Origin of the sequence: Paenibacillus sp. Y412MC10 (genome assembly GCF_000024685.1) — a bacterium.
GTDB lineage: Bacteria > Bacillota > Bacilli > Paenibacillales > Paenibacillaceae > Paenibacillus_AQ > Paenibacillus_AQ lautus_A.
Map to the genome: position 1 here is coordinate 4616051 of NC_013406.1, position 15416 is coordinate 4631466.

The following is a 15416-nucleotide window of genomic DNA, read 5'->3' on the forward strand; positions in this document are numbered from 1 at the left end:
CCTTTCAACTTCAATAATTTAGCTTTTGCTGAAACCGTTTACATAATGCGTCGATATAATAACCATTTCTTCCCATTCACTCCGGAACAGAAATACCTCAGAAAATCCTCCTCCTTGCGGGCTCTTGTATTCATCATTTTAAGGCGGCATGGATACCATCATCATTCGAAGTCAACAAAAAAAGCCAAGAAGAACGGCGACTATGCATTAAATAGTCCGTTTCTTCTTGGCTCATGCCCATGTTTATGGTAACACGCCTTAAACGTATTCATTTGATGTTGTTATCTTAATTCACGTCTTCCCGTTTTGTCAATAACCAATATTTATTTCCTTATCGAATGAAAACTATTTCAAATCGATGGTCAAAACAGGATTTTGGCCGGACACGACGTCACCGGTCTGACCGTCCACCTTGGAAGCCACTTCATCCGCATTGGTTACGATAATCGGCGTAATCGTCGGATAACCGGCGGCCCGGATCGCAGCCATGTCGAATTCGATGAGCGTCTGACCCGACTTCACCTGGTCACCGGCTTGAACATGGCTTGTAAAGCCTTCACCCTTCAAACCGACCGTGTTAATCCCGATATGGAACAAATACTGCAGGCCGGTTGCGGGATCCTCGAGCATGACGGCATGCTTGGACTTGATGACATGCGCAACGGTCCCGTCAAAAGGCGCGATTAATTTGCCCTCGGAAGGCTCGATGGCGATGCCTTGGCCCATGTGTCCGGCAGCAAACGCCTCATCGGGCACTTGCGATAAAGGCACGGCTTTACCCGACAATGGGGCTGTGAGTTGAATGACAGTAGCTGTTTTTTTCTTTTTCCAACGATCGAACATGTTAAGATTCCTCCCTGGGTTGATTCTTTTGCTGTAGTCGGCCTGTGAAGAGCCGGTATAAATGCATAGCTAGAAAGCAGACCTCCGCTTCGGGCACTTTCTTGCCAAGTTCTTTCTCCATCATGCCTGAGAGACGTGTTGCCAATCCGTATTCCTGCGTGAACTTGGAGCGGATCTGTTCCGCGAACGGATTATCGACATGGATTTCCTGATTCAGAATGCGGTCTACCGAGAACCTTAAATGCATGAGCAGACGAACATAATCCATGCTTCCCCGGTCAAAGGCGACCTGCCGCTCCTCTTCAATATACTTCACCAGGCTTCCCACCACGTTGGATGCCTTGACCAGATGGCCAACGGGTACATGACTGACGGCCGAATACACATGGTAGGTCAAGAAGCCAATCTCATCCTCGGGAACCTCTATATCGAAGGTCTTGCCGATCAATTCCGCTGCCTTGGCTGCGATATCATATTCTTTTGGGAAGCTGATCCGGGTTTCTTCAAGGAAAGGATTGATAATATCCATGCCTTTGCGGATTCTGTAGATCGTAAACTGGATATGGCTTGGAAGCGCCAGGTATACCTTATCATTTAATGTGCCCGGAAATTCCTGTCCGATGAGATTCAGTATCTGATCCGTAATCTCCATCACCTGCGGATCAAATTCTTCCAGCAGATGGTGAGCTTGGCTCCACTGCTCCCGATCCTCCAGCCTGAACAGCTTTTCAATCCGCTTATCGTCCGAAGCGATCGTACCGCCTATTTTTGCGCCGAAGCCAATGCCTTTGCCTAAGATGACATATTCCGATTCTTTTTTGCCGCCAGTAACCATCACGACATTGTTACCAATAACACGAACGACTGTAAACAACTCAATCCCGCTCATTAACTTCCCCCTTTCCTTTAAGTTTAAACAGTGTTCCGCCATAGGATTCATTTGCGGAGAAATACTCCTACCGCATGAACATTGAAAAAGCCAAGAAAAGACCCCTTAAATAAAGATGTCTCTTCTTGGCTCATGCCCTGCTTCAGGTAACACGCCGTTTTATGTTTCTACTATGATTCCATCATAAAACAACCCGCTTGCATTCGTCAACTTACGACATGCCCTTGCAAGGAACAGCACATTAGCGCCGTCATATCCCGGACTTGACTTGATCGCTTATTACCCTATCCATTTCTGAAGGGTAAGGATGACCTCGCGGAGTTGGAGCGGCTTGTGAAGATAGCCGTTCGCACCTTCTCCAAGGAATTGATCCGAATCCCTCATCGCATTCGAGCTCATGACGATCAGTGGCAGATCGCTCCACTCCGGGTTCTCCCGAATCCGCTTCATGGTTTCGACGCCGTCCATTTCAGGCATGACCGTATCCAGCAATACCGCATCGATGGATGAATGTTTGCTTAACAGCTCCAAGCACTCGAAGCCGTTCTGGGCTGTGTGCACGGTCAACTGGAGTTTCTCCAGCGCATTGGTCAATGCGTAAACATTCCGTATATCATCATCGACAATCAATACGGTTTTGTTCTCCAACCGGCTAAGCTCCTCCTGTTCGTACTCTTCCATCCGGATATCGCTCAAGCTGTTGTCGCTTGCCGTGGCAGCCACTTCGGGCAGCATAAACAGGCTGTCGACTGCACCGCCCTCCGTAACGAGCGGCAAATATAATATAAAGGTGCTCCCGATTCCTTCTTCGCTCTCCACGGTAATATACCCGCCCAGCAGCTTCGCTAAATGCAGCGATATGGATAAGCCGAGGCCCGTTCCCCCGAATCTTCTGGCGGTGGTTTCTTCGCCTTGCTGGAATGCTTCGAAGATCGGCTGTAGATGCTCTGCCGCAATCCCGATGCCGGTATCCTCAACGGAAAAAGCAATGACGTCGCCGCTGATAATGAAATCCGAAGTGACAATCGAATTCATTTTCTTTACCTTCAGCTTCACGCTGCCGCTCTCCGTAAACTTAATCGCATTGGAGAGCAGGTTGCGCAGAATTTGATGAAGGCGCATCCCATCGCTGTACATCATGTCGGGCAGGTCATCCGCCACCTCGATATCAAATTCCAGATTTTTGGATTCCGCGCTTTTGGAGAAGTATCCTTCCATCAGCTCCGGCAGCTCCGTCAAGTTCACCAAGTCCATTTCGATCTGCATCTTACCTGCCTCGACCTTGGACAGATCCAGGATATCATTGATCAAATTCAACAATTCACTGCCTGAATTATGAATGACGGTAGCATAATGTTGTTCTTCCTCTGTCAAATTCCCCTGCTTATTCTCCGCCAAAATCTGGGAGAGGATGAGCATGCTGTTCAGCGGCGTCCGCAGCTCATGGGACATATTGGCCAGGAACTGCGATTTATATTTAGAGCTCTTCTCCAGCTCCTTCGCGTATTTTTCCAACTCGCTGGCTGCGATTAAAGCCGCTTCCTTCTGGGCTCCCAACCGTTCATTCAGCAGATGCATTTCCACGGAGTGCGTTTGAAGCTCCTCGGTCTGCGCTTGCAGCTCTTCGGTCTGGCTCTGCAGTTCCTCGTTCAGCGTTTGTGATTCATGATACAGCTGCTGGATTTCCATTTTGCTTTGAATCGAATTCATGGTCACTCCAAGCTGAAAATTCAACTGTTCGATCAGCTGAATCTCCAGCTCATCGAAGGGTTGGAATTTGGCCAACTCGATCACGCCGAGAACTTGTCCCTCGAACATCACGGGTGCCAGCAGCAGCGTCGAAGGCTCGGCATCGCCGAGTCCCGATTCAATCCGCACATAGTTGGGCGGTATATCGTCCAGTATGATCATACGCTGCTCCAGCATGCACTGCCCCACCAAACCTTCGCCCGGCAGGAAACGATCCCGGACCTTGTTCCAAGGCTCGCCGTCCGGGTCGGCAAAAGCAGCAGCCTTAACCAGTTCCGATCCTGACCGGGTAATAAACACCGCCCCGTACGGAAGCTTCATGATCAAAGCGAGCTTATGGATGAAAAATTGCACGGCCGTCTCCACGCGATCGGACGATTGAAGAATCGTCGACATGACCGAAACATGGTCCTTGGCCCAGTTCTGCCTGCCAACCTGTGCGAGCAGTTCGTTGGTTGTATCCGCCAACTGGCGGACCTCGTCATTGGAATGTACATGGATGCGTTGGGAGATGTTCCCTCCATTTACAATATCGGAGATGACGTTGGTCACTTGGTTGATCGGCTTTACGATGCTTTTCGAAATGACCCAAGCCGCACATATGGTGATCAGTGCCGCCCCGGCCCATAACAGATACATCGTGTACAATAAACGGGCATTGCTCTCCTTCATTTCTTCGATTCTGCTGGTTGTCAGTTCACGTTCCTTGCTTCGAAAGGAGAGGAACAGCTCATGAATCGAATTCATCGCTTGCTTTCCGGGATCGTTAATAAAGAAATGAAGGGCCTCTTCATCCTGTCCCAGCTGCATGAGTTGAACCGCAGGCTGTCCGGCGTTGGTAATCCACTCTTTGATATTCTCCTTAATATTTTCCAGATGATTGGCTTGCTCCGAGTTATCGCTCACAAGCTTGTACAGCTTGTTATAATTGATCTGCCAGGACGACAGCGCTTGGTTGAACGGCTCCAGGTAGGTTTCATCGCCCGTAATGACGTACCCTCTCTGGCCGGTTTCCATCTCCAGCATATTCTTCTCGATTTCATGCGTGAGATTATGTACTTCGATATCATGTTTCTCTATAAAATCCGCTTCTTGCTGCAGGGAAGAGATACGGTCGGAGACAATCCAGAGAAAAGCTCCAAGACACATTAATATCAATAAATAGCCGATGACAATCTTGCTGCGGATGTTGAATTTCAGGTTGTTAGACATACGGCTAACCTCCCTTGTTATCGATCAGTATAAGTCTGCTCATATTCTCATAGTAATTGTTATGAAAATGGTTTACAAGCAAAACCAGTTTTCATGACATTCAATGATTCTTTAGTCGTAGGCAGTCAGATTTATAAACGTTTGGGCATATATTGTTAGGGGACGTGCTTGTCACATTTTTAATATATTCCAGCTTAAAAAAGGAGGACCGCTCATATGAGAAACGTCACAGCGTTTGCGGAGACACTGCGTTGACAAGGCATGTATATCATTCCAGGAAACAGGCTGTACGTACTGCCGGTCGAGGAGCAGCGAACGTGTCGTCCCTGGAGCTGCCCCTTCTGCAGGGCATGTTCATGTCGGAAATCCATCTCGGCCGCGGTGAGGGCCTCCCGCCTCACGGCCATCCGGATACCGATGAATTGTGTTACATCATTCAAGGAGACATCAGTTATTCCCTGGTGGATCCGGAAAGTCACCGGAATCTCGTGTTTCAAGCCGTACCCGGTCAGGTGGTACATGCCCCGATCGGTTGGTGTCACTGGATTACATCGCTATCCCCCGGGACAATCCTGCTCTTGATCTATCGGACCGGGCATCCGCACCAAATCGATTTTACACCGTTATGGCCATATTCGATTTACGAAGAAGATACCTATGAAGGTAACGACCTGAACAAGCAGCTTTACTCGAAGACACTCCTTACACCCGTCCCGCTGCAAAACAGGATCGAGAGCGAGACTCCGGAGAAGCCCATGCCGGGGCCGCCATGGCTCAAAGCCGGGCACCTAAACAACAAAACCACACGCAGCCGGTGATCGGCCACGTGTGGTTCTTGTTGCTGGGACACTTCTTATGTAATGATTTCGCTCGCATCGTATGGCATTAATCAATATAGAATCTTTGTTCAGGGCGTATCTGTTTCTTCAGAAGCCGCAAGTCGGCTTCCAGTTTCGCCACCGTCTCTTCGATCTCTTCGGGATTCAGTGCCGGACGCTCAGCTTCTGGCTTAACGCCAGCCCTCAGATCGCGAATGGTGATCTGCTGCTCCTGCCATTTATCCATCAGATCGGAGATGGTGGCATAGAACCGCTCATAATCTTGAATCACTTCGTCCAGAAAGGAATCCACTTCCTCCTGATCGTAACCCCTCAGTTTATTCGAAAAATTCTTTTCATGGATAGACAAAGCGTCCAGTTGAATGCCTAGCTGACGAAAAAGCTTTTTCTGTTTATCCAATCGGCGTTTCATGTGTTCATCCATAATGATTTACCTCCAGATATTGGTGCAGCCCTTCTTCTTAGCCTTCTCTCTATCATTGTTTATATCATATTAAGCACCGTGATTAAAACACTCCGGGGCTTTTTTGGAGAATGTTCCAAAAACGGCAGGCCGTCATTCCCATGCTTCATGTGATTGTTACCAATCCATTTCGGGTATTGAATTTACATAAGAAGTTCTATTGTGCACATAACCCAGAGAGGAGCGACTATTCCTATGACCAGCATGACAAAACAACAATACAGTGAACTAAGACAACGGTTGCTCAGTGATAAAGAACGGTTGGAAAATCAATTGGAGTCCCGGGAAGACACCAACAAGGATCTTTCCCTGAGAGACTCCACGGGAGAGCTGAGCGCTGCCGACAACCATCCCGCTGACGTGGGCACCGAAGTTTTCGAACGCGGTCGGGATTTGGCCATTCAGGAGACGCTCGAGCGTGAATTGGAGCAGATTGATGCTGCCCTGCAGCGTATGGACCAAGGCGAATACGGAACCTGCGCCGAATGTGGACGGGAAATTCCGTATGAACGGCTGGAAGCTTTGCCTTATACGGCCTATTGCCTCGAGCATACTCCGCGAAAAGACATCAACGACAACCGTCCGGTTGAAGAGGATGTCATGACCCCGCCCCCATCAGGCGCCGGCGTCAACCGCCAAGCAGCCGACGGTAAATTTGATGACGCCGGCGCCTGGGATGCCGTGGAAGATTACGGAACCTCCACATCGCCCGGCATGTCCATTAAACCAGGACAAGACGATTATAAGAAGAATGTATGAATTGATTTGGCAAATTAGAAGGGAAAGCTGGTACCTGACGTTCGGGTACCAGCTTTTTTTGCGTAATCAAGATTCTTTATGGTTCCGAACATTGGAAGCAAAAAACTCGTATTCGTTGTAGTCTTCCCCTCGCTTCTTTTTATAAGGGGTCAGCATTTTATCCAGCTCAACAAATAACTCGCGAGCTTCATCTTCGCTCATATACAAGGTGGTATTGGTCAACATGGACGTCGCTTCGCCATCCTGGCTCATATTTTTAAAGAAACGGTCTCGATTCTGGTCGAACAGCTCGGATAATAATTTGTTCGTTTCGGATCGAATCAATTCCTTGATGACCGGCTCGTCGGAATCCGCCCCACGCTTGATCTTTACCGTACCGACAAAAGGCTCGTAATATTTAGCGATGATTCCGTTGATCTCTTTGGTGGATACGATCTTGACCAGGCCGATCCGCTCCAGCTTCTTCATATGATAATGAACCTTCGCAGGCACATCCCCGATCTTATCCGCGACCTCCTTTACGGTTGCCGGACGATCCATCTTATTTAATACATTCAAAATCTGGAGCCGATATGGATCTGAATATATTTTGATCTCTTCCAGTGTAGTCAATTCCTTCGTTTCCACACCGTACACCTCAGCTTCACGTTAATTTTTCACCTTTTCATTATAGGCCGAGAATGTCGAAATTACAAAAACGGCGATGGATTCAGATGGCACGGAAACTCTTTTTTCGAATCAGGAACAGCACGGGCACCAGCATGACGAATCCCATCATCGAGAAGAGCACAGGAGGGGATTGATGCTCTGCCACAAGTCCCGTTATCAAGCTTCCGACAGGAATTGCAGCCGTGCACAATACCGTCATCAGGGCCCCAATTCTGCCCAGCATATGCCGCGGCGTTACTTCCATCAGATACGTCGAGATCGGGGCATTCAGCATGGAGACGGCAAAACCGGCAACGAACATGCAGACCGCCGCGGACTCCACGCGCCACGCCGGGAGATGCCCTGGAATCCCTAAAGCAAAATATCCGATCCCGAGCATGATCGATCCTGACATGATCAAGGTGCTCTTTTTGAAACTCTTTCCGTAGCGACCAATCCATAGCCCGCTGCAAATCATACCGATCAGAAGCGCCGTTCCCATTACGCTCAGGCCTCCCGCTCCGGCACCCAATGTCTCCTTGACGTAGACCGGCTGCAGCACGTTCAACGGTGCCAAGCAGAAATTATTGATCATTGCCAGAACCGTCGTGATGAGAAGCAGCGAATGCTGCTTCACAAACAGAAGCGCCTCTTTGATGTCGCCGAGCACCGTTCGGTTCTTCTCAGGCACCGGACCAGGGAAATCGGACTTGTCTTCGGCCTGTTCGGCCGCTTCCGGATTCGGCATGAATGCAATAATAATCGCGGCAATTAGAAACGTCACGGCATCGATCAGGATCGTTCCCGAGATTCCGATCAAGGCGATCAGGGCTCCGGCTATGGACAGACCGATTAATTCGGCGCTGCGGCTAACAGATGTGGAGAAAGAATTGCCCGCGAGCAGCTGTTCCTTGGGGAGCAGCCGGGGAACGATGGAGGTTTCGGCGGGTCTGGAGAAACATTCGAGCGTTGAATTCAGGAACGTGAAAACAAACAGATGCCAGACTTGAAGAGAACCGATCGCATACAGAAAGGCCGTCAGAGACACCACGATGCCGCGGCTGAGGTAGGTTAAGGCGAGGACTCTTTTCTTAGGCCAGCGGTCTACAAAGGTTCCCGTAAACAAACTGAAAAGCAATCCCGGCAGAAAGTTAAAAGCGAACAAGGTCCCCATTAACAGCTCTGAGCCTGTGAGCATATAAACCATCCAGCTGTAAGCGATGGAGTCCAAGGAATCCCCTAATCGGGTAATGGCTTGAGCAGATAAATAAATCAGGTACGGGCGGATTTTCAACAGTTGGCCAAAGCCTTGTTTTTCCAAAACGGCGGCATTTTGCATGTTACTTTCTCCTCTTCGTTATGAAATGGTTTCATTAAACTTTTTTATTCGTTAAAATTATGATTACGTTAAATATTTTTTAACGTTAAGTTTATTTTAATGATTTTGAAGAGGAATGCAATAGGCAAAAAAAATAAATCGCCATGTTGGCGATTTAAGGTATAGGGTTAATATTTGATAGCGCAGCTTTATTTAATTTCCACCCGCGACGAAGATCTCGCAGCTTGAAGGCATGCTTCGATGGCTCTGATATTGCTGATGGCATCTTCCGGACCGTATGGCAATGGTGCGCCATCCATCACGGCAGCAGCCATGGCGTCCGCTTGCAGGGCAAAATGGTTGTAAATCCCCACTTTCTCCTCGCGGGTTCCCTTGGCCGTATGAACGAATATCTGGGCCATATCCTCCATTCTCTCCCAGCCGAAGGCGGAGGGCAGCTCGATCCTGCCGTCGGTTCCCGCAATCTCTAACGAGCATCTGGAGTAGGTCCACATGCCGCAGTCAAATGTCAGGCCCAGTCCATTGTCAAATTCCATCATTCCATGGACCATCATGTCCACGCCGTCATGCTCCTCGGAGAAAAAAGCGTGGGCCGTCACGGCTTTAGGCTCCTGTCCGTATATCATTCTCGCCGCCGAGATGGGATAACATCCCACGTCGTAGATCGAACCTCCGCCCATGTCCTTGCTGTAGCGGACATTGCTTTTATCCTCCGCATTGTTGAAGGTGAACGACCCGTGTATTCCGCGAAGATGGCCGATTTCGCCGCTTTCGATGATTTCGCGGACGCGCGCGTGCTTCGGATGGTAGCGGTACATGAAGGCTTCGGCGAACAGCACGTTGTGTGCTTTGGCTGCCTCTGCCATCTCACGGACATCCGTTTCCGTCAGGGCCGCCGGTTTCTCGCACAGGACATGCTTTCCGGCCTCAGCGGCTTTGATGGTCCAAGGTTTATGCAGGTGATTCGGCAACGGAATATACACCGCATCAATGTCGGGATCCGCCAGAAGCTCATCGTAAGAACCATAGTATGTTTTAATATGGTATCGTTCCGCGAGCTCCCTGGCTTTATCGGCATTGCGGCTTGCGACGGCCCCAACCTCACAGCGTTCCGATTTCAATATGCCGGGTATCATTGAATTTCTTGCAATTCGAGCGGTACTCATAATCCCAAAGCGCAGTTTCTTGCTCACGAGGTCATTCCTCCTTTGGCTGCATTCCGGATCGATTTTTAATAATTGTCGTTTACGGCTTTATGAAGGATCCCCAAGCATCGATCCAAATCGGTCTTAACCTGTTTTTTATAGAGTTTGGCCTTCTCGGCACCTTCGTCAGTAAAATGATAAAGTACGATTTCCTGGAAATCGACCCGCGGATCGTTTCCTTTCAGCTGTTTGGTACGGTATAGAACCCCCTCCTGCACCAATTCATGCAGCGCACGATAGATTTCGCTTTGCGGCGGCGAATATCCATGGCTCTTGAATTCCTGCCGAAGTTCTTCGAGCATCTGATATCCATATCCGCGCTGCTGCTCCACCATGGTAATAAGATATACTTTGATAAAAGCGCGCTGCGCGATCATAAATGCCATTCGGACGCCTCCTCCTTCACGAGCTACTTGTCCCATAATATACCTTATTATAACCCACAGTTTCCCAGTTTGCACAATAGGAAGCATCCTTCTCTTTTTAAACCAAGAAGGCGTGGATTGAAACGTTGGCAGGTGATGGTCGCATGGGAATGAGGCAGGGATGCGCATGTTTTTTCTATTATGAATTTTTCATATGTTGCAATTGTATAATGTTTAGTTTTTCAACTGTTGTTGGTTCGGTCGTTTGGTTCGTTTGGGTCTTAGGAACGATGGCGCGAGCCCACGAAAAAGCCCACCCTAAAGGGTGGGCTTCATTTTATTTTCACATGCCGGTGGTTGTCCCGGCGGATGGATGCGATTTGCCGTATGGCCGAATAGAGCGAGGGTTCCGTGCACCCGCGATGCCGACGAGCCATTTTCCGAACGGCAGCTTTGCAAGCAGGCGCGTTGCGGCGTACGCTATCGCCACGCTGATGATCCATGAAGAAAGGATCCTCACCAGAGATGGCATGCCGATCAGCAGATACTCATCGACTGCGTAGCTTATCCGGAGCGTTAATAAATGCATCAAGTAAGCACCGTACGAATAGACTCCAATGGAGGTTAGGAGCGCATTCGTCCGCGCTCCGGCATGGCGGGTAATCCAGCCGGCCGTATCGTACATGACCATGATGGAGCTAATCAGGAAAAGCGCCATCATCGGCCGCAACAGCGACAAGGAATAGAACGTGATCGCTCCATTCTCCGCTGAACGGATTTCATTCACGGCCTGCATGAGCATCCAGCCGAACGTAAATGCAAAGACCAGCCATATGGCCGGCCGGGCCTTCTCCAGCCATTTTATCCAAGAGGCATGATATAAGCCGGCTGCTGCCCCAAGCGCAAAATAGAAGAAATAATAAAGTGCATTCCGATCCGCATAGGTTGTGAACAGCTCGCTCCACACCGGTATGCTCAAACTTCCCATCCAGTGTCCGATATCGTTGATCACTCCCGTTAATCCCACGTACAGAAGCCCGGAAAGAACCAGTATCGTAAGCTGCGTCCGTATGCCGCATCGTTCCTTGATTCCCAGTATGGCGGATCTGAAGAGTGGATACAGCAAATAAAATTGGAACAGCATAATAATATACCAAAAATGCGAGCTGGCTTTTCCGGTTAACCATACTTCCCCAAGAAATTTCCAGTCCCCGATCAATGCGGGATTAAACTTATGATTGATTAATAACGTGATCAGGGTCCATAAGGCAAAAGGAACATAAATGTCGCCGAATCGTCTTTTGATGAACCTGCCGTATTGTAAACGGCCTTTATCATTATAAAACAGCACCATGCCGGTAATAAAAATAAAGACGGGCACAGCGAATTTCGTCGCCATCAGGAGGAAGCCCATCATCAGGCCATCGTTTGCCGTCATCCCCGGCGCTACCGAATAATGCGCGATGGAGTGCTGCAAAACCACAGCCAGGAAGGCCATTCCTCGGAGGCGCTCGATTTCCGGAATTCTTTGTTTGGACATACTGCTCCCCCTTCATGCTGGCTTCGTATAATCAACCTCATTGTAAGGGACTTCTCCCTTGACGGGCTAATCCAATTATTTACTGGGCATGACGGCTGACTCCATAACCTAGCATTCATCCGTATGATTATGTATATATTGAAAACTTCTATCGGCGAGCGTTCACGGAAGACTTACCGCGGGTAGCGACCTCGTTTCTAAACGAATATCTACAAGGCACAAATGAGGAAGTGTTACTTACTGACCACAAAAAAACCGGTTCCGAATCGGAACCGGTTCACGCGCCTTTACAGCAGCGTAGTTCCTCGAGGCGGCAATGTGTCGTCCCGGTCTGGATCAGCCGCACCGTATCGCCCCTCGTTTCTGTAATCGTAATCGCGGAATATATCGTAAATGCCGGTATTCTCTTGATCGGCGTCAACCATGACGAGAATCCGTCCCTGCTCGACATAGGACTCATATTCCTTCGCCTCATCTTCCGGGATGCCAAGGCCGATAAAACCTCCGACCAGCCCGCCGGCTCCCGCACCGACTGCTGCGCCCGTAAGCGTCGCTGCTATCGGTCCGGCCGCAAGAATCGGGCCGATGCCGGGAATGGCGAGGGCTCCCAGTCCAGCCAGCAATCCTGCCGTGCCTCCAAGTATGCCGCCTGTTGCTGCACCCGCAGCTACTCCTTCGGGAGCCATCGTTCCCGTCTGCTCGGCTATCATGTCCGCCTCGCGTTTGTCCTTCGCTATAATGGAAATGGCATCGTTCGGAATTCCGTGCCGCTGCAGCTGCTCTATAGCTTGAGCGGCCTCCTGTTCCGAACGAAATACCCCAACAACTTTCTTCTCCATGATAAACCCTCCTCATCGGTGGTCGTTCATATTTAACATTACCCGACGGGAGGGGAAATTAAACGTGGCGCTGCCTTGTTATGCCTTGGGTCTGGTCCGATTTGTTGCGACCGCCTCCAGCGGATCATCAGGCCAATAATGCTTAGGATATCTACCCTTTAGATCCTTTTTCACCTCGTAATACCCGTTTGCCCAAAAGCTCGACAGATCGGAGGTAACCTGGACCGGTCTCTGCGCAGGCGACAACAAATGTAAGGTCAGCGCAACGCGCCCGCCGGCAATCCGCGGCGTGTCCCGCATCCCGAACATCTCCTGCAGACGAACGGCCAGAAACGGCTGTTCAGGGTTGCTGTAGTTGATCGGGATCTGCGACCCGCTCGGCACCTTGATATGCGTCGGCGCTTCATTCTGAAGCTGCTGCTTCTGCTCCCAGCTGAGCATATGCTCCAAGAGCGTTCCGGGTGCCAGTCGCCTGATATCATTACGATTCCGCAGCCCGTCCAAATAAGGAAGCAGCCACGCTTCCGCACGATCCAGCAATCCTTCGTCCGATACATCCGGCCAGTCCCCTTCGGCTTCGTGCCGGAACATAAAGGCCATCCGTTCTCTCAGCTGCATGGCCGCCTTGCTCCACTGAAATAAGCCAAGGCCCTCCTGCCTGATCCCTTGCAGCAAGGCGCGCGCTATTTCCTCCCCTGTCGGATTGGGATAGGCTTGTTCCTTGACAACGATGGCTCCCAGCATCAGCTTCTGCCTGGCCCTGATGCTGCCGGAAGCTGTATCCCATGCGACTTCTTTCTGCTGTTCCATCTCGTCAAGATAATACTGCTCAAGCCAGACTTCATCCATTTCGGAAGCTAGCTGGATATTCCCGTCTGCACCTTGATCATCTACGGCTGCGGCCACAATGTACCGGGCACGGCTCATAGGCTGAACCGCAGCCAACTTCACGCCCCTGCCGCTGCGCATGAGAAACCCGCTACCTCCCCTGTTCTTCGCGATCCGATCCGGATAGGCAAACGACAGCAGCAGGCCGCAGAGGTTCAAGTCACCGTCAGCTGCATATTCGATATTCAGCTGGGCATGGAGCTTCCGAATCTCTTGTTTCATCCGCTGCAGCACGGCTTCGTTCGCCGTGTCCTGCTGGGCGGATCGCTGTCCATGCTGTTCAAACAAGAGAAGCCGTTCCACGCGCGAACGCAAATCCTGGTCCCGAAGCGCTTCGCTTCGGCTCAGTATATCGCGCTCCTGAAGCAGAACGGCGATTCGGATGGCTAGCGGGGCCTCGCCGATTTCCTGTGCCTTCAGCAGCATGTGAGCCAGCCTCGGATGAACTCCAAGCAGCGCCATCTCACGGCCGTGCCGGGTGATGCTGCCCGTATCATCCAGAGCCGATAGCTGCTTCAATAACGCTTGACCTTGCGTATAGGCCAGCCGAGGCGGCGCGTCAAGCCAAGCGAGCTGCTCCGGATCACGCGCACCCCATACGGCCAATTCCAAGGCCAGCGGCGCGAGATCGGATTCGCGGATCGCCGGAATGGTACTCTCCGGCAGATGGCGGTGCTCTTCCTCACTCCACAAGCGATAACACACGCCGGCCGAGACGCGGCCTGCCCTGCCCCTTCTCTGATCGGCGGACGCCCTGGACAGCCGCCTCGTGATCAATTGCGGCAGTCCCGTTCTCGGGGAGAATACCTCTGTTCGCATATAACCGCTGTCCACGACGGTTTTGATCCCCTGAATGGTAATGCTGCTCTCCGCGATGCTTGTGGACAGAACAATTTTACGCCTTCCGTTCACATCGCGTTTTATGGCTTCATCCTGCTTCTCCGCTGAAAGCGCGCTGTATAATTCACGAATGACGACTTCTGCGCTTAAGCCCGTTCTTAATAATTCATTCGCGGTCCGCCTGATTTCACGAGCACCTGGCAAAAATACGAGTATGTCGCCTTCCTGTTCGGAGAGCGCGCGCGTAATGGCGTTTGCCGCACCTTTATGTATCTCATCCAGTGGGAACGAGCGCAGATAGCGAGTCGTTACCGGAAAAGCACGCCCTTCGCTGACGATGACCGGTGCGTCTCCAAGGAGCTTTGCAACCGGCTCGGCCTCAAGGGTAGCGGACATGACCAGCAGCCTTAAATCCTCCCGCAGCACCGCTTGGGATTCCATCGCAAAAGCCAGTCCGGCATCGGCCTGCAAATTCCGCTCATGAAATTCGTCGAATATAATCATGCCGATGCCGGTCAATTCCGGATCATCCTGCAGCATCCGCGTCAAAACGCCTTCCGTGACGACCTCGATCCGGGTGTCCCGTCCGATCTTGCTGTCCATCCGGACCCGGTACCCGATCGTTTCTCCTATCGCTTCTCCCAATGAGGACGCCATATATCCCGCCGCTGAGCGGGCCGCGATCCTTCTGGGCTCCAGCATGATGATCCGTTTGCCGGCAAGCCAAGGTTCATTCAGAAAAGCAAGCGGCACTTGCGTCGTCTTCCCTGCACCCGGTTCAGCGATCAACACGGCATGAGTTCCTGTTGATAAAGCCTTTTTCAATTGCGGTAATACTCGGTGAATCGGTAGTTCAGTCATGGATATCTCTCCGTCATCCTATCGAATATCAATATAATCCCTTAATTATATTAAACAGCCGATTTACGTCAAGTAGGCCATTGGCTGGCGAGAATCGATGCATATGCGCTACAATATGAGTATCATTCCCATGGAAA

Annotated in this window: 13 protein-coding genes; 2 read left to right on the top strand and 11 right to left on the bottom strand. The window is 50.7% G+C overall.

From position 1 onward, the window contains the following. Positions 1-345 precede the first annotated feature (345 nt). The 3 genes from GYMC10_RS19955 to GYMC10_RS19965 form a co-directional block, all read right to left on the bottom strand. Positions 346-843, bottom strand: coding sequence for a PTS glucose transporter subunit IIA (locus tag GYMC10_RS19955; RefSeq protein ID WP_015736225.1), 498 nt, complete (start codon positions 841-843; stop codon positions 346-348). Between the two features lies 1 nt (position 844). Continuing rightward, positions 845-1732, bottom strand: a complete 888-nt coding sequence (locus tag GYMC10_RS19960) for a BglG family transcription antiterminator (protein ID WP_015736226.1) — start codon at positions 1730-1732, stop codon at positions 845-847. Positions 1733-2011: 279 nt separating this feature from the next. Continuing rightward, positions 2012-4693, bottom strand: coding sequence for a CHASE3 domain-containing protein (locus tag GYMC10_RS19965; protein WP_015736227.1), 2682 nt, complete (start codon positions 4691-4693; stop codon positions 2012-2014). Between the two features lie 251 nt (positions 4694-4944). Between GYMC10_RS19965 and GYMC10_RS19970 the strand changes: the two genes are divergently transcribed. Further along, the gene (locus GYMC10_RS19970; protein ID WP_015736228.1) at positions 4945-5511 is read left to right on the top strand and encodes a cupin domain-containing protein; all 567 of its coding nucleotides are present in this window, start codon (positions 4945-4947) and stop codon (positions 5509-5511) included. Positions 5512-5578: 67 nt separating this feature from the next. Here GYMC10_RS19970 and GYMC10_RS19975 read toward each other — a convergent pair whose 3' ends face one another. After that, positions 5579-5956: a DivIVA domain-containing protein gene (locus GYMC10_RS19975; RefSeq protein ID WP_009590687.1), complete on the bottom strand. Its 378-nt coding sequence runs from the start codon at positions 5954-5956 to the stop codon at positions 5579-5581. Between the two features lie 234 nt (positions 5957-6190). On the opposite strand from GYMC10_RS19975, the gene GYMC10_RS19980 reads away from it, so the two are divergent. Then, positions 6191-6754 (top strand): TraR/DksA C4-type zinc finger protein, encoded by a 564-nt coding sequence (locus tag GYMC10_RS19980; RefSeq protein WP_015736229.1) that lies wholly within the window; start codon positions 6191-6193, stop codon positions 6752-6754. Positions 6755-6820: 66 nt separating this feature from the next. Here the strand turns inward: GYMC10_RS19980 and GYMC10_RS19985 are convergent, their stop codons facing one another. From GYMC10_RS19985 to hrpB, 7 genes are all read right to left on the bottom strand, one after another. Continuing rightward, the gene (locus GYMC10_RS19985) at positions 6821-7381 is read right to left on the bottom strand and encodes a winged helix-turn-helix domain-containing protein (RefSeq protein ID WP_015736230.1); all 561 of its coding nucleotides are present in this window, start codon (positions 7379-7381) and stop codon (positions 6821-6823) included. 82 nt (positions 7382-7463) lie between these two features. After that, complete coding sequence (locus GYMC10_RS19990) at positions 7464-8741, bottom strand: MFS transporter (RefSeq protein ID WP_015736231.1); 1278 nt, start codon at positions 8739-8741, stop codon at positions 7464-7466. Positions 8742-8929: 188 nt separating this feature from the next. Next, positions 8930-9934 carry a Gfo/Idh/MocA family protein gene (locus GYMC10_RS19995; protein WP_015736232.1) on the bottom strand — a complete coding sequence of 335 codons (1005 nt, stop codon included), beginning with the start codon at positions 9932-9934 and terminating at the stop codon, positions 8930-8932. 38 nt (positions 9935-9972) lie between these two features. Next, a complete protein-coding gene (locus GYMC10_RS20000; RefSeq protein ID WP_009590710.1) occupies positions 9973-10332 on the bottom strand; it encodes a helix-turn-helix transcriptional regulator in 360 nt (119 codons plus the stop codon). Positions 10333-10654: 322 nt separating this feature from the next. Further along, positions 10655-11851 (bottom strand): acyltransferase, encoded by a 1197-nt coding sequence (locus GYMC10_RS20005; protein WP_015736233.1) that lies wholly within the window; start codon positions 11849-11851, stop codon positions 10655-10657. Between the two features lie 287 nt (positions 11852-12138). Further along, on the bottom strand, positions 12139-12690 hold the full coding sequence (locus GYMC10_RS20010) for a general stress protein (protein ID WP_015736234.1): 552 nt from the start codon (positions 12688-12690) through the stop codon (positions 12139-12141). A gap of 78 nt (positions 12691-12768) precedes the next feature. After that, a complete protein-coding gene (gene hrpB, locus GYMC10_RS20015; RefSeq protein WP_015736235.1) occupies positions 12769-15279 on the bottom strand; it encodes an ATP-dependent helicase HrpB in 2511 nt (836 codons plus the stop codon). Positions 15280-15416: the final 137 nt, after the last annotated feature.